This is a genomic window from Stieleria maiorica, from assembly GCF_008035925.1.
Taxonomy (GTDB): domain Bacteria; phylum Planctomycetota; class Planctomycetia; order Pirellulales; family Pirellulaceae; genus Stieleria; species Stieleria maiorica.
Genome location: NZ_CP036264.1, coordinates 1,293,942 through 1,313,111 on the forward strand (window position 1 = coordinate 1,293,942; position 19,170 = coordinate 1,313,111).

The window sequence follows — 19,170 nt, forward strand, 5'->3', positions numbered from 1 at the left end:
AGGTGGTTCCCCGCTGTGCTCCTCGCTCTGGCGAGCGTCACCGTCGCGACGGCCCAGGACGACGCGGCCGAGGAAGTCAAACCGACCGGCAAGGTCGAATTGGTTCAGGACGGATTCGCCTTCACCGAAGGCCCCGCCTGGGAACCGAAATCCAAGTCGCTGTTGTTCACCGACATCCCCAACACCGCCATCCATCGTCTCGCCCCCGATGGATCGATCACCCTGTTCACCGGCGATTCGAAACATACCAATGGGATCCTGATCCCCGCCGACGGACGCATCCTGGCATGTCAGATGGACGGGCAAGTCGTCCGCTATGACGATGACGCGAACGCGACCGTGTTGGCATCGCAGTACAACGGCAAACGCTTCAACGCCCCCAACGACTTGACCGTCGACGATGACGGCGGAATCTATTTTACCGACCCGCTGTTTCGCGCACCGACGCCGCTGCCCCAAACCGTTCAAGCCGTCTACTACATCGCCGCCGACGACACGGTCTCCCGCGTCACCGAAGGCTTGGCCGCGCCCAACGGCATCGGCATGTCGCCCGATCGGAAACGGCTTTATGTCTGCCCCAGCGGGCAGGCCGAGATGCTGGTCTACGACGTGACCGGACCCGGAAAGTTGTCCGCGCCGAAAACGTTTTGCACTCTCCAGCAACCCGAGGGCAAGTCGGGGACCGGCGCCGACGGGATCGCATTGGACGTCAATGGCAACGTCTACATCACCACCCACATCGGTGTGCAGATCTATTCGCCGGCCGGAAAGCAAATTGGCGTCGTCGCCTTCCCCGAGCAGCCGGCCAACGTCTGCTTCGGCGGCGATGATTGGAAAACAATGTTCGTGACCGCCCGCACCGGTCTTTACCGTGTCACCATGCCGATCCCCGGAATGCACTAACCATTATGCTTACCAGTTCCTTTGATCCCGATCATTTGTCCGAAAGTGTTTTCGCCGTGCCGCCGCTGGCGCGCGACAGTGAGGGCGAAGTCAGCACGTCGGAAAATGCCAAACTGATTCGGTTTCTCGAAGACGGCGGCATCCGCTCGCTGCTGTATGGCGGAAACGCCGTTTTCTATCACATGCGTCTAAGCGAGTATGCCAAGACGTTGACGATGCTTAGCGAAACCGCGGGCGATCAAACCAGTGTCGTGCCGTCGATCGGACCGGCCTACGGGTTGGCCGTCGATCAAGTCGATATCTTGCGTGAATACGACTTCGCCACCGCGATGCTGTTGCCCGCACGCGATGTCGTCGATCAACAGGGTGTCGCCACCGGGATTCGTCACCTGGCCGAACGCTACGGAAAGCCCTTGGTGTTGTATCTGAAGTTTGATCGCTGGTTGGACGCCAAGTGGGTCGACGCGTTGCACCGCGACGGGCTGATCTCCTGGATCAAGTACGCGGTCGTGCGCGATGATCCCAGCCAGGACGACTACCTGAACAAGATCCGCGACGTCTTCCCGTCCTCGCGGATGGTCAGCGGCATCGGCGAGCAACCGGCCATCGTCCACTTGCGGGATTTCGGCATCACCGGCTTCACCAGCGGCTGCGTGTGCGTCGCGCCGGCCCGCAGCATGGAAATGTTGCGCGCGATCCAGACCGGGGATTATGAAACCGCCGAGTCGATTCGGCAGTGGTTCTTGCCGCTAGAAGACTTGCGGAACATGTACAGCCCGATCCGTGTGTTGCACCATGCCGTCGCCGAAGCCGGCATCGCCGCTACCGGCCCGCTGCTGCCCATGCTCAGTGACCTCGATGAATCCCTGGTCTCCAAGATCCGCGACGCCGTCGCCGGCATGACAGTGGGGTAAGCATACCGCATGAGAGTGCCAGCGGGAAGCGTCAGCGAGCGGCAGGTGCGACTGCCAGCGGGACACGATACGACCTGTCGATAAATCGTGACGCGCACCTCGGCGCCCGACTCGGTTCATCCATTGGAGAAGAATTGGGCGACAGGAAAATCGGTGACAAGAAAATGAGTCGCTGGCTCGTGCTACTCCCAACCTATTTTCCTGTCACCCATTTTTTGTCTCATTTCCAAGCTTGCCCTTCCGCCTCGGCCAGATACTGATTCTTTAGTTTGACGTAGTTGGCCGGCGAGTACAGGAAGAAGCGGGTTTCTGGTTCGGTGATCGGGCGCAGTTGGCGGCACGGGTTGCCGACGTACACGAAACCGCTTTCGAGTGTCTTGCCCGGCGGGACGATACAGCCGGCACCCACGATGACTTCGTCGTGGATCACCGCCGCGTCGTTGACCACCGCCCCGTTTCCGATCAAGACACGGTTTCCGACTGTGCAGCCGTGCAGGATCGCGCGGTGGCCGATCACCACGTCGTCGCCGATCGTCAGCGGCCACCCGCCGGGGTTGAACTCGCTGTTGTGCGTCGTGTGCAGCACCGCGTTGTCTTGCACGTTGGTGCGATCACCGATCCGGATCGGTTTCAGGTCGCCGCGGATCACCGCCCCGGGCCAAACGGAAGCGTCATCGCCCAGCGCAACGTCTCCGATCACCGTCGCCGCCGGGTCGACATAAACACGCTGCCCCAGGCTCGGCGTGATCCCCCGGAAAGTTCGAATCGATAACGACATCAGCGCGTCCCACTCCACAAGCCAGAGAACAAATGGTTTGCCGCGCCGAGTCTATCGGATGCCCGCCCATCACAGCAATCCAACGCCCCAGGTTGAGCCCACACTATTTTCTTGTCTTTTCTCGTCTCTTCCCTCCATTTTTCTGCCCCCCATTTTTCTATCCTCCCCCATCCGCCCAGCACTTTTTCAGATTCTTTGAAACACCGACCTATCTCGCCCGCTTGGTTCTTCAGTCAAGAACAACGAATGCGGCGAGTGACTCGACGGGCTCCCGCCTTCTTCACAGAAACATCCCTGTCGAATCGCGTGAAGGAATAAAACCATGTTGAAACGAATCTTGTTTGCTGTCGCACCGCTCGTGATGATCTTTGGCACCGTCAGCGCCGACGACGACTTGCTGCAGTCGCTGGCCACGTTGGATTCCAATCTGATCGTCGCCGCCGATGCATCGGCCGAGGGCGTGGCGGAGGATCTGGACGAGTTCGGCCAGGCGGACGTCGACGCCTTGCTGGGCGAGGATGACAAGGACGAAGACGCGGTGGCGGCCTGCTTCCGCCGTGTCGGCTACGGCTACGGTTACTCGCCCAGCTATCGAAGCTACGGTTACAGCTACGGATACGGCTACAGCTACTACCGACCGACCTATCGCTATCACTGCTACCGACCGGTCAGCTACTCGTACTACCACCCGGTGACCTACCACGTCCCGGTCTACACCAGCTACTGGGCTTGCTACTGAGCCCAGGGACGACGATCCGGCCCGGTCGCTGCCCCGCAGCGACCGCAGCCGTGCGGTTTTTAAACCTGATATTTAACAGGCGTTTACGACTTCACCCTCCCTCTGGGCATTGGTGTCTACAAAAATCGGTCCGCGATTTAGGACATGGCTCCCCTCTCCCTAAAACAGATCGCGTAAACAGAATTTGATCACAGAGCGAAGTCGACTGCGATCTGTTTTGGGGAGAGGGGCTGGGGGTGAGGGGCATTCCGCCCAACCCGTTTTCAGGACGCTGGCCCCCTCATCCCCAGCCCTTCTCCCCCGCAAAGCCGGGGGAGAAGGGAGCCATTGTAAATTGTGTAGACACCAATGCCTGCCAGGAGGGTGTTTTCCAAAAAACGCACGACCTCGACCACTGTCGGCTAGAGCTTGCACTCCAACGCCCCATCCCATCTTCCTAAACCACCCCAACACCAACACGAGACCAAACCATGAAACGCCCAATTCCACTGTGCCGGTGGATGTTCGCCGCGATCGCGGGCACCCTGCTGGGCAACTGCTTGGCCGTGGCACACGCCGACGATGCCGAACTGCGTCGGCTGCTCCACGGCCCCGATCGATGCGATCACGTGATCGGATTGCTGCTTCGACACGGTGTCAACAACAACGCCAATCCCGCCGCAACGGTCAACGCGTTTCATCCGTACGGCCCGGTCGCGATCCCCGCCGCTGAACTCGGTGATCTGCAACTTGAATCCATCGCCCGCCATGCCGACACCACCGGATGCGGCCCGTCATTCGACTTGGTCATCAAGAACTGCAGCACACGCGATGTCTGTGGCGCCCACGTCACCCTGGTCGGTCTGCTCGGACGCATCCTTCCGACCAGCCCCAACGTGACGGCGAAACTCGACTCCGTGCCGGCCGGCCAGGCGATCCAGGTGACATTGACCTTGCCAATCGAATCTCTGGCGATGGGAAACCTGAACGGACAGATCATCGGGCTGAATCGGGTTCTGGTCGTGGTGGATAGCTACGACCAGTTCATGGAGTCCGACGAAGCGAACAACTTGCGATCATACGAACTCGCAGCGTTGCCGCTGGCGGCGGCCGTGGTCACCGAAGTGACCGAATCCGCGGCTGCGGTTTCGCCCGAAACGACCACGCCGGACCCCACGACCGATGCCTCGTCGCAGTCCGCCCAGCCGTCGTCGCCGAGTGACATCGGCGGCGGATTCTCCTCACCCGACCTCCGCACCGCGATCGATCAATTCACCGACAACGCGCCCAGCCCGTGACGGGCGGTGGAAGTCAGCCGACGGCGCTAGCCGCGGGCCTTGGATTGCCCAGCGAGATTTGTAGGGCCCGAGGCTAGCGCCTGCGGCTTGTGGGGCCCGAGGCTAGCGCCTGCGGCTTGTGGGGCCCGAGGCTAGCGCCTGCGGCTCAGTTTGTGATCGAAAGGGTCGCCTCTCGCCGCGCGATGGATCGCGATGCGGCGAGAGGTTTTTTCTTTTTGCCGCCCCTACATCGACAAGATCGAATCACGCTTGCTGGACAACACCGGGGTCATCGCCGAGCATTGTCGCAGGATGTATCGGTAGGCGGAAAATGCGGCGAACAATCCCAATCCGGTCGCTGCGATCGCGATCAACATCACGTGCTTCGCATCCTCGTTGCTGACCAACAATAGCGTCACCCCCATCAACGGCACCAGGCATGCCAGCAGCAGACAACGCTCGCAACGACGCACCAGCTTTGCCACGCGACGGTCAAAATTTGGGTCATTCAGCTTGGAACGCACCATCCGCGGGTACAGCACCGAGATCGCATAGATGCTTAACCCGAAAAATGGATAGATCGCCGCGACGCCGCCGCAGATGACATGTGACAAAAAGAAATGTCCGACTTCGCGACGCGAAAACTCGGGATGCACGTAGGACAGGACTGCCGGATACAGAATCGCCGCCAGGCACCAGAGCAGACCGCCGATGACGGCGGCCCGGTGGGCCAGTTCCAACGCCGCGAACAGGTCTTCCTCGGTTGCCTCCTTGCCCGACGCGGTCGACTCCAATCCCTTGACCACACGGCGAGTGAAATAGATCGCCAGCACCACGGCCAAGGGATACGCAACCGAATTGATGCAGATTACCAGCGTCGTGAACGTCGTACTCAACCCTTCGACCTCTGCAAATAACTTTTCCAAGGTGTCCTGTTGGTTGTAAAAGAACCCGTACACCCCGGCGATCGCGTTGGGCACAAGGATCGTCGTCGCAGCGACCCACCACGGCGATTGACGGCTCAGCCATCCGTGCCAAGATTCGGGTTCGGGATCAAACAGCTGTGCCGCATCGGGGTGCAGCGCCAAGATCAGCCGGGCCTCCAATTCCGCTCCCGATCCGATCCGGTCTTCCGGGGCAAAGGCCAGCGTGTCGCGGAGGATCTTTTCCAAGAGTCGCGCCAACGCGTCTTCGCCGTGCGTCGCCGGATCGCCGAGTGATTCGCGGGCGATCAGTTGTTGGCTGACCGCATCGGTCCAGGATTTCGGTCGCCCCTGGGATTCAAACGGTCGGCGGCCCTGCCACAATTCCCACAACAGAATCGCCAGGGAATACAAGTCCGCCCTCGGTCCGACGTCTTCAGGGGCCGAGAAGGAGGTCGCCGAGATCGCGCGCAGGTGTTCCGGGGCCATGTAGCCGATCGAGCCGCCGAAACTGCTGGCCGCACCGGCACGTCCCGCGCTGCCGGCGAAGCTGACATTAAAGTCGGCCAGCTTCGGAACTCCCTCGGCCGACAGCAGCACGTTGGCGGGTTTAACGTCGCGGTGCATCACGCCGCGACGGTGCGCGTTCTCCAACGCCCGCGACAAGTGGATCCCCACCCAGGCGACCGCCATCGGCCACGACATCGCCCCCAGCATTTCGCGAAGCGCCGATCGTTCGGGGACCGCTTGAGCCGTCTTGAGCAGCGATCGATCGACCGATTGCAGAATCAAATCGCCGGATCGATCCCAAGGCCGCGTGTGACGCACCCGATCGACCACATCGGCCAACGTGCCTCCCGGATGAAATTGCATGTACAGCAAATGCGCCGGCGGATCGTCGATCATCCGTTGATCGTAAACTCGCACGATGTTCGGATGATCGAACTGCGCCAATGCCTGGGGTTCGTCACCGGTCCCCCGCGAAACCTTCAGCGCCACCAATCGACTCATCGACAATTGACGCGCCAGATACACGTTGGCAAAGGCGCCGCTGCCGAGCGTTTGGACGATCACAAAGTCGTCGATTTGCTGCCCGACCTGAAACTCCGGTGGGCGTTTGCGATTGACGGCTGCCGCAGTCGCCTCCGGCTTGGCACTCAGCTGGCCGCCCAGCAGCTCGGCGATCATCGAGTCGTGTTGCGGAAACCGCTTGGCGTAGTCGGCCGGGTCGAGAAGCTCGCCGGATTCCTTTCGCAACTGGATTTCTTCCATCAGCAAGTCCAACGGTACATCGGCCGCCGTCATCACCTGGGGAAAGTGCGTCAGGTAGTCTTCGACGCGCGGGACGACCGCCATGGCGGATCCCGTCACGGTCGCTTCGGAGACGCTGGCCATGTCCAATTTGATCAATTCGACCAGCAGGAAGCGTTGCGTGCCCAGATCCACCTCGGGCAGAAACCGCCCCAGTTCCTGTGGCGATGCCAGCGGAGCGGCTTCCAGGTATTGCTCCAGGCAGCGTTCCAGCAGATCATCCATCAGGTCCGGATCGACGGGCGATCGGCTGGCGGATTCACGCAGCGGAACGTCGGTGGTCGCGTCGGGATCGACCGGCGGGGCCGCGGCGGATTCCGGGCCGGAGACGTCGTCGATGGGGGAGGTCCTGTCGGTCATGGATGGGTGAAGACGATCAGGAGAGGGTTTGCCGAGTCCGATCCGCCGGTCGGTTGATCTTCGTTATACTCGGTCGTGTCGATTCACGCATCCGCGGCCGAACCAACACGCACCGCATCCCACGCTCTCACGATGATCTGAAATGCCCGATGAAACCCCTGACGACTCGGCGTTGACCGAGCGGATCAAACAAAAGGATGCGGCGGCGCTGGCGGAGTATATCCATCAGCACCAATCCCAGCTTTCCGGTTTCGTGCGTTCGATCACCGGCGAACACCTGCTGGCGGTGGTCGAAGTCGACGATTTGGTCCAAGAGATCTCCGCGGCCGCCCTGTCGGGTTTGCCGACCGCACCGCTGGATGAATACTCGCCGATGGATTGGTTGCAACAGCTCGCCCGCCGGCGCGTCGTCGATGCCCACCGCTTTCACTTCGATGCCAAGCGGCGCGACGCCAATCGACAACAATCGCTCAATGCCGGCGGCAGCAGCGGTTCGTCCGACGATTCCGCACCGGGTTTGGAACAACTATTGGCCGCCAGCATGACCAGCCCGAGCGCGGCGTTCAGCCGCGACGTGCGGATGATGCGGATGCAAGCCGCGGTCCAGTCACTCGGCGAAGAGCAACGGCAAGCGATCCAGATGCGATATGCCGAAGGGTTGCCGACCAAGAAGATCGCCGAGAAGCTGGGCAAGACTGACGTGTCGGTGCGAGTGCTGCTGTCCCGCAGCATGCGGCAGCTCGAAAAAATCCTCGCCGACGTCCGCCCCACCCGCGGCTAAAACCTCAGTACCACCGTCCCAGCTGTCTCTCCAAATTGTAGAACCGCTGTCTCAGCTGTTCCCCCTGACCGCCACGCGGTCACCCACCCAATCACCCCACCACCATCCAGCAACCCTCGTCGCCCCCACCTCATTCTGCCAGCCTTCTCGTCATCGTTTTGCCCCACCCACCACGTCCCAAACACTTCCAGGCTCGGTACGCACCGCAGCGCACCTGGGCAAGATGGTTTTACTTCGCCGGTCCGGTTCGGCCCCGGTCTACGAGACCAATTTGTAAATAGTTTCGCCAACTGATATGACGACGAATCCGTACCAGCCGCCTGAGAATGGAGCGAACGCAGCCAGTGAGTTTGCTAGCTCGACCGAACATTCATCGAGCAAACCCAATCAACGCGGCTTTCCTCGTGCCCGACGCTGCATAGCGGCGAACCAGGCGATGTACGTAAGTCGCCGAGTTGAGTCTATTGGCGTAGTGACCACGGGCCGTTTTGTTGACGAATGATGCGCAACTCTTTCATCATCGGTGGACTTATTCTCGGCGCTATTAGCGTCGATCTGTTGCTCGCGATGATCCGCCCAATTCGATGGCTCCCGAATGAACTTTGCGCTGACGTTGGCAGTGCCGGGATGAACGCGTCACTGTTTTTGATCCCTGCGGTCTTTGTGTTCTGGCCAGCGAAATCGCCGTCAGGTCCAAACTGGCTTGCTCGCATCGTGCTGTCTTCACTAACGTCTTGGTATGCCACGCTTCAATTTCGAATGCAGTTCAACTTGCCAGCACTGCGTGAAATTGCTTACCAAAGTGGCGACTACATGTACGATGGGGTCGGAATGAACGCCGCGTTACTTGCCACGGGCTGGATACCACCATTATTTCTCACGATAGTTTTGGTTGCCCTCTACTCGACATTCGCTCGTCGCGCAAAGGCCACTCATGACGGTCTTGAGTCGTCCCGCATCGCAGGCGAAGCACCCGAACCATAACATGTACGGGAGGACCACTTGCATGGATTTTGAAATAGACGATCTTTCCTCCGTCCCCCGTGATGTCCGTCGTTCGCCGACTGAAGCCACGGAGACCTCAATGACGCCCACGCCACGATGAGTCCCGAAATGCCATGATGATGTCCGGCGGCGGTGGTGCCGTAGCGATCGCCCTGCTCATGTTTACGGTCGTGCCCGCTTTGCTTTTTCTTGCATGTTGGTATGCCGGTGATGTCTTCGCGTTCATTGTGGATACAATCCGACGTCGCGATTTTCTTGCTGAGTCCGAACGGCAGCGTCGGCTCGACGGTCGTCTGTTTGACGACCGTCGCAACGCGCGAATACCGTTTGATGCGGATTCCAAAGACTCTCGCTGACCATTTGATCCGATGGCAGAGCGTCCCCACAGATGAAAGGCAGCCAGGGATCCGTGAGGGCACGCTGCCATTCGCGGTTCTTTTTTACTGTCTTCTCGTGCTTTTGTGGCGACTGATCTGACGCGGTTTCATTGACGCGTTGACTTGCTCGCTGGAAGGATCTCACACTAAGTCGCCAAGCCGCAAAGATTCAAGGCTACCCCTTTGCGGTTCGGCGAACGAAGACAAACCGACGTCTGATGCTTGAGCTGAATTGAATTCATTTGATTGACTTTCACCCTCAAGGGAGCTGTAGAAGATGTGGCAGGCGAATCGAGGGTGGTGTCATTCGCGATTCGATACTCGTGATTAGACGCATCACGCGGAAATCATTGTCAGCGTTGGGTTGCGCCATTCGTATATCATTTTGAATCGCAGAGTCGCAGAGGGCGCAGAGATGGGGAATGGAGTGCATCATGCTCTGCGCTCACTGCGCCTCTGCGTTTTAGTCTCTCCACCCAGCCTTCGTCCTTGACACGCCGATCGGTTGCCGCCCATCAATGTGCGACGAACGTACGAAGCGAGACTGATCGCAATTCCATGTGGGAGCGATTGGATCTTGGGTGAAACCATTCGCAATCCTTCGGTACCCCGGGCTGTGTTGTGGCACCGCTCTGCGGTTTGGCATCGGATTGTCTTGGACGGACGCCGGAGTCGAACCGGCCCACGGATGGCAGAGCGTCCCCACGGATGAAAAGCAGCCAGGGATCCGTGGGGACGCGCTGCCATCGGTGGGACAATCTCGTCGTCGCGTACCTCGGGGGCAGCTCTTCTTTGGCAGGTTGCATTTGAATTGGTGCCTCCCCGCAAACATGTGGTCAACGCGGGTCTGCCGGCAATTTCATGGTGCCCACTTGAATCGAGGGTGTGTCATTCGCGATTCGATTCCCGTGATTAGACGCATCACGCAGCAGTCATTATCAGCGTTGGGTTGCGCCATTCGTATATCATTTTGAATCGCAGAGTCGCAGAGGACGCAGAGATGGGGAATGGAGTGCATCATGCTCTGCGCTCTCTGCGCCTCTGCGTTTTAGTCTCTCCACCCAGCCTTCGTCCTTGACGCGTCGATCGGTTGCCGCCCATCAATGTGCGACGAACGTACGAAGCGAGACTGATCGCAATTCCGTGTGGGAGCGATTGGATCTTGGGTGAAACCATTCGCAATCCTTCGGTACCCCGGGCTGTGTTGTGGCACCGCTCTGCGGTTTGGCATCGGATTGTCTTGGACGGACGCCGGAGTCGAACCGGCCCACGGATGGCAGAGCGTCCCCACGGATGAAAAGCAGCCAGGGATCCGTGGGGGGGTGCCATCGGTGGGGGGGGGCGTTGTCGCGTGCCTCAGGGGCATGGAGCGAATCAGGCAGATGCCACGAAGCTCGAATTTGTCTGGGATGGTTGAAACTGGCACCCTCAGCCAGCATTCGCTCTAATCGAGTCTTGTCATCGGCCCGGATGAGGGTCGAAAACGTTCTGACGCACGATCGCTTCGCATGCGGCGGATTGATCGCAGTTCGTTTTCGCAGAAAGGAGTGAGAGTTGAGTCGTATGGGAAAGTTATCTCGGCGACAGTTTTCATTGCGGAGCGTGCTTGTCGTGATCGTGCTCGCTGCGGTCTGGTTTGCGTACTTGCAAAGACAGGACGCGGCACGTCGTCAACTGATTGAAGACATCCAAGATGTCGGCGGCACGGTTGAATTTGGCGAAACGACCACGCTATCGCTGTTCGCGAGTCAACGCGTAACTGACGTTGCGATTCCCAGTGCTCGTCTCGGTGATGTGGGGCCGACGCGTCTCAAGTTGTTTCCGAACCTGTCGACGCTTGAACTCAATGACGTCGAAATGTCCGGTGACAATGGCTGCACATTCCATGGTGCATCCTTGAAGTTCACGATGGTCTCAGACGATTGGCTGAAACACCTCGACTCGCAATGCCCGTAGCTTGGTTTTCAGGTAGCGGAACTCGCCAAGAGTTTCGCACTGGCGCGGCGACGCCGCGCCGGGAGGTCGAAAGCCATGGCGGCTTCCGCTACGACACGAACCCGAATCCTGAGTCCGTTTCCTGGGGTGGCGGTCGCTTCGCTTGGCTCGTTCGCTGACCCCAGGCTACGGATGCGCATGCCCTTTGGGCAAACGGCCTTGCTTTTCCCACATCGCTTGCCGTTCGGCGAAGCGGCGTTTGCGTTCTTCGGAAATCTCGTTGACGCAATTCGGACAATGCACGCCGGCTTCGAAATCCGGGTGTCGCTGATCTTCTTTCGACACCGGCCAGCCGCAGGCGAAACACATCACGTGCTCCCCTTCGGTCAGTCCATGTCCGACGGAAACGCGTTGGTCGAACACGAAGCAGTCGCCGTTCCATTTGGATTCTGATTCCGGAACGGTTTCCAGGTACTTGAGGATTCCGCCGCGGAGGTGATAGACCTCCTGGAATCCTTTTTGCTTCAGCAGCGCCGTCGATTTTTCACATCGGATGCCACCGGTGCAAAACATCGCGACCTTCTTCTGCTTGGCCGGATCGAGGTGCCTGTCGACAAACTCGGGGAACTCGCGGAACGATTCGGTATGCGGGTTCTGGGCACCTTCGAAGCTGCCGATCGAGATCTCGTATTCGTTCCTTGTGTCGATCAAGACGACGTCGGGATCCGCGATCAAGTCATTCCAGTCATTCGGGTCGACATAGGTGCCGACCGACTGGTTGGGATCGATGCCCTGGACGCCCATCGTCACGATCTCGCGTTTCAGCCGGACCCGGCTGCGGCGAAAGGGTTGTTCGGCACAAGCGGATTCTTTCACCTCCAACTCGGCAAACTCGGGAATCGATCGCAAATGCTCGAGCACCGCATTGATGCCGCGGCGCGATCCCGCGATCGTTCCGTTGATGCCTTCGCTGGCTAACAACAACGACCCTTTCACGTTGTTTTCGGCCAGCACCGATTCGATCGACGGCCGCAGTTGCTGGTGGTGCGGCAAGGCGACGAATCGGTACAGCGCCGCAACGACGATGGGAAGGTCGTCGCTCGAGCGTGGGTGATGTTCTTTTGACATCGTGGTGGGCGGTGGATCAAGGCGAATGGTAGTGGACGACGCGAGGAGTCCTCGCAACTGGCAATCCGAATGGACTCGTCGCCTCGTCCACTACCCGAAAACCATGGTGACATGGAATGCTAGGAAGCGTTGGTGTCTAGGCTTTAGCCGATCTCCCTGCATCCGGGGAACCGGCTGCAGAGGATGCCTAAAGGCTTTTCGATCACAAACGGAGCCGTAGACGCTAGCCTCGGGCCTTATAAGTCTCGGAGGGCAATCCAAGGCCCGCGGCTAGCGCCGTCGGCTCACTGTAAAGGGGATCTACAGCAGCATCCGCAGGGCGGCCAGGGCGGTCGCGTAGTCGGGTTCCTCGGTGACTTCGGCGACGATTTCTTTGTGAGCGATCTCGCCGTCGGCGTTCAACACGAACACGGCTCGGGTGAGCAATTTCAGCTCTTCGATCGTCAATCCATAATCGTTGCCGAAGGCGTGCGTTTGGTAATCGCTGGCCGTCCGCATCTTGATGTCCTCGGCCCCGCAGAAACGGGCTTGGGCGAACGGCAGGTCGCGGCTGACGGTGACGGCGTTGATCTTGTCACCCAGAGCGGCCAGTTCTTCGTTGAACTTCTTCGTCTGGATCGCACAGGTCGGCGTGTCCAAGCTGGGGACGACGCTGATGATGCTGGGTTTGCCTTTCAGATCGGCCAACGTCAGGGTTTGGATCCCGCCGTCGGCGTAGTGGAGTTGAAACTCGGGAGCCGGGGCTCCCACCTTCAACGCCTCGCCGGCCAGTGTCATCGGGTTGCCCTTGAAAGTAATGACGCCAGTTTGAGCCATGAGAAAAACCTTGGTTGGTGGTCGGTGGGACACGAATTTACGTAACAATGCTAAGCTGTCGAATTATGTTGCCCCGACACGCTGCCGGGAATGGGGCTGCCCCCCGAAGCCCGGACCACGGATTGAAAAAATTCCTATGTTTCTGCCGCAATCGTTTTCGCAATGGTCTCGTGTTTTCGCCTGCGCCGCCCTGTTGGGGCTGGTCGCGGCAGCACATCCCCTCGTGGCCGCCGATGGTTCAAGCTACGCGCACAGCGATGGTGACGCCCGGTTTTTGCACCACATCCATTTGTATGATGTAAACAATCGCCGCATCGAACCGGGTTCGACGACGCCTTATTCCAGCCTGAACACCTGTGGGCGCTGCCACGATTACGAAACGATCTCCCACGGCTGGCATTTTAACGCCTTTCTGCCGGAATCGGAGGATGGCCGCCAAGGTGAACCCTGGATCTGGACCGATCCCCGCACCGGAACCCAGTTGCCGCTGTCCTACCGCGATTGGAACCAAACCTTCGACCCGCGGAAAATCGGGATCGACCAGTGGGCGATGGTCCGGCAATTCGGCGGACGCATCCCCGGCGGCGGGCTCGGCCACGCACCCGAAGAAGACGACGCGGCGTCCGAGGCAGACGGGGACGCCGATGCGGCGGACGAAACGACCGCCTCGCCGTCGCGATGGCCCCTGTCGGGTTCCTTGGAAATCGATTGTCTGGCCTGTCACGGCGTCTCGGGTTCGTACGATTTCAACGCCCGGCGGGACCAGATCGCCGAAGAAAACTTTGCCTGGGCCGCCACCGCCGCGATGAAGATCGGAACCATCGACGGCCAAGTCTCGCGAATCAAAGAGGGGGCGGATCCCGATGACGAGAAGACGAAGGAGAAGCTGCCCCAAGTCAGCTACGACGCGTCACGCTTTGCCGCCGACGGCACGGTCTTCGTCGATTTGATTCGCCAGCCCCAAAACAATGCCTGTTACCAATGCCACAGCAATCGGACCGTCGACGCCGAGGGCATTCAACCGCGCTGGGTTCATGACCAAGACGTCCACTTGCGTGCCGGAATGGCCTGTGTCGATTGCCACCGTAACGGGATCGACCACCACATCGTCCGGGCCTACCCCGGCGAACAACACCCCAGCGGCAAAGACATGGTGACGTTGTCGTGTGCCGGGTGTCACATGGGCGCCGACTTTGTCGAAGAACTCGGGCGGACGGGCGAGGACGAACCGCAGCACGACGACTACGCCACCGATCAATTGGCCGGGCGACTGGGTTCGCCGCATCCCGCCCATGCCGGGCTGCCGGCGTTGCATTTCGAGAAACTGTCCTGCACGGCCTGTCACGGCGGACCGCTGCCCCGTGACGAGGCTCTGGGGATCATGACCTCCCTGGCTCACTCGTTGGGAGAAAAAGGCCATCGCGACGGCACCGAATTGCCTCGGATCGCGGGCCCCGTCTATGCCAAGGGCGATGACGGACGGGTGTACCCGCACCGCGCCGTGTGGCCGGCGTATTGGGCCAGCCTGGTCGATGGCAAACTGACGCCGCTGGATCCCAGCAAGGTGTACGACATCACGCGCCGGGCGCTTCGTGTCCGAAGCGACTTTAGCAGCGAATTGCTGTCCCCCAAGCTGGGCAGCTCGGAGATGAAGGAGGCACTCGGAGAGGATCGCTATCGCAGCAAACCCGAAGAGTGGACCGAGGAGGAAACGGCGAAAGTCGAAGCGGCGACCAAGGCGGCGGGCGAAAAACTGTTCGGTGAAAAAATCTCCGCCGCGATCGCCGCCCTGGAAGAAGAACTCGATCTTCAGCAGGCCGTTTATGTCTCCAGCGGGTTTGTTTATGCCAGTGGAGACGAACCCGAAACGGTCAAGAAGATCGAAGTCGATGACAACGATGCGATCGACATGATCCGCTGGCCGATGGCGCACAACGTCCGTCCGGCGGGCTGGTCCCTGGGAGTCACCGGGTGTCTGGAGTGTCATAGCGACACGGGCAAGATCTTTGCCAGCACGGTTGCGGCGACCGGCCCCGGACCGGATCGGGGCGAGCCGGTGGCGATGTTCACACTGCAGGGCATCGATGCCGACCAGCGATTGACTTGGAACGAATTGTTTACCGGTCGGGCCTCGTTCAAAATCATCATCGCCACGTCGATCGGTGTGCTGACCATCACCTTGCTGTTGGCCGCCGGCATGCTGGTCGGCCGCGTCGGACGGACCGCGTGATCGCGTCCCCCGTGCTTCGGAAATTCTGAGAATTGGGATCTAATAAAGGGAGCGTCCAGTTTAGGTCGGAGGCGAAATGCGACGATTCCAAATGATCTGGCCGATTGGGTAAGTGGTGGACGGTGGATGGGTGTACGACGTCCTTTCTAGGTCGTCGCGCAAAGCCCCACGGGCGACGGCCCGGAAGGGCCATCGTACGTTGAGAAAAGCCACTGCCCTGAGCTGGACGGCTCCTAAAGGCTAGACACCAGCGTTTCTGCCTGTGCCGTTTGAGGTGCGGATTTCTCGTGTTGGGATTTTTTACAGATTATTCTCTGTACTCGTGACAGCATCCCGAGGTGCCGCGCCTTTAGACGAGTCCTCGAAGAATCCGGCCACGTTCCAGCAAACGGTAGACTCCATGGAAAAAACCTTGCTCAGAGTGATTCTCTGCGTTTCATTTGTCGTCGGACTCATCGATTGCGCCACTCCACGCGGTTTTACCGAAGAGGTCGATCCTGAACAGCAGATCTGGGACGAAACGCGATCGCTGTTGCAGCGACGCGAGTATTCGTTGGCAATCAATCTGCTCGAGAACGGACTGGAGGATTCGGATTTTTTCCGGTTCACAAGTCGATTGCAGCAAGACCTTGACGCCGTCAAGCGACTTCAAATGCTGTTCGAGACCGTCGAGTATGCTGCCGGCAAGTTGCCGCGGTCGACGCCACTGAAGGTGTTGTCCAAGGAACTCCGATTCGATCGGCGTACGACCGAGGCATCGGGGACATCGTTGATCTTCACCAATGCAAGCGGTGGCGAGGTCACGTACCCACTTCGTCGACTCGATTCGGCGACTTGGCTTCAGCTTGCCGAGCCGGAATTGGGCACCTGGCCGGACAAAGAGTTCGTCACCGGAGTCTTCTTGGCCTTTGACCGCTATCCGGATTCACGGCTCGCACGTGCTCAATTGAATGCCGCGGCCGAGGCTGGAAAAGACGTGGCGGTGTGGATCCAGCGATTGGAAGATGCCGAGCGGGAGCGCAAGCAGAAAGGGCGTCCCGGAGGCACCGAGCCGTCCGCCGAGGAGTTGCTGCTTGGGAAATGGTCGGTGGTTGTGAAGGACGGCCCGCGTCTCGTTTGGGAGTTCCGACGCGGCGGTGATGGAATCGTGATGTTCAAGGGACGTCGCGGGCGGGCGACGTGGGAACGGGAGTCCAGTGGCGTGTTTCGCTTCTCCAATGCCCACGGGATTACCGCGGTGGTCCATGTGGCCGGAGATCGCATCTTTGGCCGATTCACCAATGGAACGCCGTTCCGCGGCGTACGACAGGCCGAGTGACAGTGAACGACCCCGGAAAAAGTTCGATGAATCACGATGTCCCTGTCGTCCATGATGACCTTGAGGTCACGCATGAAACTTTGCGCGCGTTTGCAAAGGGAAAGTTAGACGAAGAAACCGAACGACAAGTCATGGCGGTGCTGGAGACACGTCCGGAACTCGCCGCGGAGGTGGCCGCGATCTCCGTCGACTCGGTGATCGAAAAGTTGCGTCGTCACAGCGAGGTGGTGACCAACGCCTCGCTGTCGAGCCAGTTGAGGGGGGGATCGCCCGGGGAAACCGAATTGTCGGCCGAGGAACCGAGCGACTCCGCCGAGCTTCCGAACGAATTGGCTGCACTGACGGAATTCAAAGTCTTGAAAGAGATCGGTCGAGGCGGGATGGGGGTCGTCTATCTGGCCAAACACGAACTGACCGGCCGCAAAGAGGTGCTGAAGGTGCTTAACGAGCGGTTGATCGCCAATCGAGAGGCACGCAAGCGTTTCGATCAGGAAATCAAATGCATCGCGTCGATGAACCACGAATCGATCGTCCGCTGTCACACCGTCAAACAGATGCGCGACGCCCTGGTGCTGTGCATGGAATACGTCCCCGGAAAGAATCTTTATGAATTGATCGCCACCAATGGGCCGTTGCCGATTCAGTTCGCGTGTGGCGTTGCCGTGAAGGTCTGTCTGGGGCTGCAACATGCGATGAACAACGGTTTGGTCCACCGAGACATCAAACCGTCGAATCTGATGATTTACAAAGCCGACGGAAGGATCAAAGCCAAGATCCTGGACTTTGGCTTGGCGCGCTTGACGGTCGGCCAGCGCGACAGCATCGGCAACTCTGACAGCGGATTGACCGATAACGGGACTCTGCTGGGCACGCTGGAATACATCGCCCCGGAGCAGTGTCGCGATGCGGCGTCGGCGGACATCCGCAGCGATATCTATTCTCTCGGTTGCACGCTCTATCACATGCTTGCCGGGCATCCGCCGTTCTCCGGTTCGATCGGTGAATTGGTGCTCGCTCACACTCACACCGCTCCTCCGGCCATCGACCATGTGCGACCGGAAGTCCCCGGCCAGCTTGCCGGTGTGGTCACGCGGATGCTCGCCAAGGACCCCGACCAGCGTTACCAAACCCCGGCCCAAGCCGCTGACGCGCTTCGGCCCTTCGCATTAAAAGGCGATTCGACGGATCGAGCTCATGATTCGAACCCGAACCGTCAAGAATCGATCGGCACGGCGGTTGATCATCACGACCGATCCGACACGTCGGTCGCGTGTAAACCTGCGGAACGGGTGCAACCAAAACCACAACCACGATCGCCTCGCCGGATGCTGCTCGTGGCCTCGGGCGTCGTCATCGTTGGGCTCGCAATCCTATTGATGCAACTGGTCATCAAGGGTCGGCATGGGACGATCGTGATCGATGACTTGCCATCGGACGCCCGCGTTCTGGTCGACGGAGACCGTGTGACGGTGTCTCGCGACGGGATGCGTGGTCGAGTCACCGTCGAACAAGGTGACCACGAGCTTAAGATCCTTGTCACCGGGAAAACGCTGCTTCAAGCCCGAGTGCACCTTCGGCCCGGTGGCGAAACGTCGTTGCGTGTCGAAAAACAGCATGCCCAGCGGCCCCAGCCAAATTCAAGCCCCTCGGGAGAACTCGTCGCAACTCGACTACCCGATCTTCGTCATACGCTTCCGCATTCGCCGTCTTTTACCAATTTGCTCTCTGGCGAAGACGCTCTGTTGGCGAATTTCGATACCGAAGGTGTCGGCTATCAGACGGACCGGCAAACCGGCACGATCCGAATCGTTGATGATGCCTCGGCATCGGCGATGCTGACCACCCGGCGACACGATTACCGAAACTTTCACCTTCGCATCGAAATGATGATCGAATCGTCGCACGATTCCTCACGTTGGAACCAGCACTTCGTGCTGCGGGCGATGAAATGGGGCAGCGACAAAACCGGCTGGCGGGTGATGATGGGAGGAAACCGGCCCCACGCGGGCGTCTTGCACCAGGTCGCTCCCTTCGGGCTGATGGGCATCAAAGTGCGACCGTTTCCGGGGTATCCCGACGGAAACATCGGCGTGCCGCAGTTCGAGGACAATCGGCTTTCATTCTATCAATCCGCTCCCCAGTCGAGCCTGTCGCGGGACGAGTTTCATACGCTGGAATACATCGTCTATGGGAAAACGATCGAAGGCTTTCTTGACGGTCGGTTCGTGTTTTCCGCGATCGACAAATTGGATCGGGCCAACCGCGGGGCGATCGTGTTGGCCAAGCCGCCGGAGGCAGCTGATTCATTTCGCGAATTCTCGATTCTGGAATTGGGCGACGACACAATCGCCGAGGAATATGCCAAAGCCATGGCGTTGGCGTTAGCGGAGCACTGA

Annotated in this window: 15 protein-coding genes; 11 read left to right on the forward strand and 4 right to left on the reverse strand. The window is 59.6% G+C overall.

The genetic code is table 11. The features are described from left to right. The first annotated feature begins 15 nt into the window (after positions 1 to 15). Complete coding sequence (locus tag Mal15_RS04175; RefSeq protein WP_233903274.1) at positions 16 to 903, forward strand: SMP-30/gluconolactonase/LRE family protein; 888 nt, start codon at positions 16 to 18, stop codon at positions 901 to 903. Between the two features lie 5 nt (positions 904 to 908). After that, positions 909 to 1,817 (forward strand): dihydrodipicolinate synthase family protein, encoded by a 909-nt coding sequence (locus Mal15_RS04180; protein WP_147866604.1) that lies wholly within the window; start codon positions 909 to 911, stop codon positions 1,815 to 1,817. A gap of 220 nt (positions 1,818 to 2,037) precedes the next feature. On the opposite strand, the gene Mal15_RS04185 is transcribed toward Mal15_RS04180, so the two are convergent. Further along, a complete protein-coding gene (locus Mal15_RS04185) occupies positions 2,038 to 2,595 on the reverse strand; it encodes a gamma carbonic anhydrase family protein (RefSeq protein WP_147866605.1) in 558 nt (185 codons plus the stop codon). Positions 2,596 to 2,917: 322 nt separating this feature from the next. Between Mal15_RS04185 and Mal15_RS04190 the strand changes: the two genes are divergently transcribed. Next, positions 2,918 to 3,334 carry a hypothetical protein gene (locus tag Mal15_RS04190; RefSeq protein ID WP_147866606.1) on the forward strand — a complete coding sequence of 139 codons (417 nt, stop codon included), beginning with the start codon at positions 2,918 to 2,920 and terminating at the stop codon, positions 3,332 to 3,334. A 470-nt stretch (positions 3,335 to 3,804) separates the two neighbouring features. Next, on the forward strand, positions 3,805 to 4,611 hold the full coding sequence (locus tag Mal15_RS04195) for a hypothetical protein (RefSeq protein WP_147866607.1): 807 nt from the start codon (positions 3,805 to 3,807) through the stop codon (positions 4,609 to 4,611). A gap of 224 nt (positions 4,612 to 4,835) precedes the next feature. On the opposite strand, the gene Mal15_RS04200 is transcribed toward Mal15_RS04195, so the two are convergent. Next, positions 4,836 to 7,184, reverse strand: coding sequence for a bifunctional serine/threonine protein kinase/MFS transporter (locus Mal15_RS04200; protein ID WP_147866608.1), 2,349 nt, complete (start codon positions 7,182 to 7,184; stop codon positions 4,836 to 4,838). A 142-nt stretch (positions 7,185 to 7,326) separates the two neighbouring features. Between Mal15_RS04200 and Mal15_RS04205 the strand changes: the two genes are divergently transcribed. The 4 genes from Mal15_RS04205 to Mal15_RS04220 all read left to right on the forward strand — a co-directional run bounded on the left by Mal15_RS04205 (position 7,327) and on the right by Mal15_RS04220 (position 11,303). After that, positions 7,327 to 7,965: an RNA polymerase sigma factor gene (locus tag Mal15_RS04205; RefSeq protein ID WP_147866609.1), complete on the forward strand. Its 639-nt coding sequence runs from the start codon at positions 7,327 to 7,329 to the stop codon at positions 7,963 to 7,965. Positions 7,966 to 8,463: 498 nt separating this feature from the next. Further along, on the forward strand, positions 8,464 to 8,949 hold the full coding sequence (locus tag Mal15_RS04210) for a hypothetical protein (RefSeq protein ID WP_147866610.1): 486 nt from the start codon (positions 8,464 to 8,466) through the stop codon (positions 8,947 to 8,949). A 134-nt stretch (positions 8,950 to 9,083) separates the two neighbouring features. Then, entirely contained in the window at positions 9,084 to 9,326 is a 243-nt protein-coding gene (locus Mal15_RS04215; RefSeq protein WP_147866611.1) for a hypothetical protein, read from the forward strand. Between the two features lie 1,584 nt (positions 9,327 to 10,910). Then, positions 10,911 to 11,303, forward strand: a complete 393-nt coding sequence (locus tag Mal15_RS04220) for a hypothetical protein (protein ID WP_147866612.1) — start codon at positions 10,911 to 10,913, stop codon at positions 11,301 to 11,303. A 165-nt stretch (positions 11,304 to 11,468) separates the two neighbouring features. On the opposite strand, the gene trhO is transcribed toward Mal15_RS04220, so the two are convergent. Continuing rightward, on the reverse strand, positions 11,469 to 12,410 hold the full coding sequence (gene trhO / locus Mal15_RS04225; protein ID WP_147866613.1) for an oxygen-dependent tRNA uridine(34) hydroxylase TrhO: 942 nt from the start codon (positions 12,408 to 12,410) through the stop codon (positions 11,469 to 11,471). A 300-nt stretch (positions 12,411 to 12,710) separates the two neighbouring features. Then, a complete protein-coding gene (tpx, locus tag Mal15_RS04230) occupies positions 12,711 to 13,226 on the reverse strand; it encodes a thiol peroxidase (RefSeq protein WP_147866614.1) in 516 nt (171 codons plus the stop codon). A gap of 136 nt (positions 13,227 to 13,362) precedes the next feature. On the opposite strand from tpx, the gene Mal15_RS04235 reads away from it, so the two are divergent. From Mal15_RS04235 to Mal15_RS04245, 3 genes are all read left to right on the forward strand, one after another. After that, positions 13,363 to 15,456, forward strand: a complete 2,094-nt coding sequence (locus Mal15_RS04235) for a hypothetical protein (RefSeq protein WP_147866615.1) — start codon at positions 13,363 to 13,365, stop codon at positions 15,454 to 15,456. 400 nt (positions 15,457 to 15,856) lie between these two features. Further along, positions 15,857 to 16,774 (forward strand): hypothetical protein, encoded by a 918-nt coding sequence (locus Mal15_RS04240; protein ID WP_147866616.1) that lies wholly within the window; start codon positions 15,857 to 15,859, stop codon positions 16,772 to 16,774. Positions 16,775 to 16,800: 26 nt separating this feature from the next. Next, on the forward strand, positions 16,801 to 19,170 hold the full coding sequence (locus Mal15_RS04245) for a serine/threonine-protein kinase (RefSeq protein WP_147866617.1): 2,370 nt from the start codon (positions 16,801 to 16,803) through the stop codon (positions 19,168 to 19,170).

Bases quoted from the DNA above. Each gene is read 5' to 3' on its own strand.
- Mal15_RS04180 (WP_147866604.1), top strand. From the start codon at position 909: ATGCTTACCAGTTCCTTTGATCCCGATCATTTGTCCGAAAGTGTTTTC.
- Mal15_RS04185 (WP_147866605.1), bottom strand. From the start codon at position 2,595: ATGTCGTTATCGATTCGAACTTTCCGGGGGATCACGCCGAGCCTGGGG.
- Mal15_RS04190 (WP_147866606.1), top strand. From the start codon at position 2,918: ATGTTGAAACGAATCTTGTTTGCTGTCGCACCGCTCGTGATGATCTTT.
- Mal15_RS04195 (WP_147866607.1), top strand. From the start codon at position 3,805: ATGAAACGCCCAATTCCACTGTGCCGGTGGATGTTCGCCGCGATCGCG.
- Mal15_RS04200 (WP_147866608.1), bottom strand. From the start codon at position 7,184: ATGACCGACAGGACCTCCCCCATCGACGACGTCTCCGGCCCGGAATCC.
- Mal15_RS04205 (WP_147866609.1), top strand. From the start codon at position 7,327: ATGCCCGATGAAACCCCTGACGACTCGGCGTTGACCGAGCGGATCAAA.
- Mal15_RS04210 (WP_147866610.1), top strand. From the start codon at position 8,464: ATGATGCGCAACTCTTTCATCATCGGTGGACTTATTCTCGGCGCTATT.
- Mal15_RS04215 (WP_147866611.1), top strand. From the start codon at position 9,084: ATGATGATGTCCGGCGGCGGTGGTGCCGTAGCGATCGCCCTGCTCATG.
- Mal15_RS04220 (WP_147866612.1), top strand. From the start codon at position 10,911: ATGGGAAAGTTATCTCGGCGACAGTTTTCATTGCGGAGCGTGCTTGTC.
- trhO (WP_147866613.1), bottom strand. From the start codon at position 12,410: ATGTCAAAAGAACATCACCCACGCTCGAGCGACGACCTTCCCATCGTC.
- tpx (WP_147866614.1), bottom strand. From the start codon at position 13,226: ATGGCTCAAACTGGCGTCATTACTTTCAAGGGCAACCCGATGACACTG.
- Mal15_RS04235 (WP_147866615.1), top strand. From the start codon at position 13,363: ATGTTTCTGCCGCAATCGTTTTCGCAATGGTCTCGTGTTTTCGCCTGC.
- Mal15_RS04240 (WP_147866616.1), top strand. From the start codon at position 15,857: ATGGAAAAAACCTTGCTCAGAGTGATTCTCTGCGTTTCATTTGTCGTC.
- Mal15_RS04245 (WP_147866617.1), top strand. From the start codon at position 16,801: ATGAATCACGATGTCCCTGTCGTCCATGATGACCTTGAGGTCACGCAT.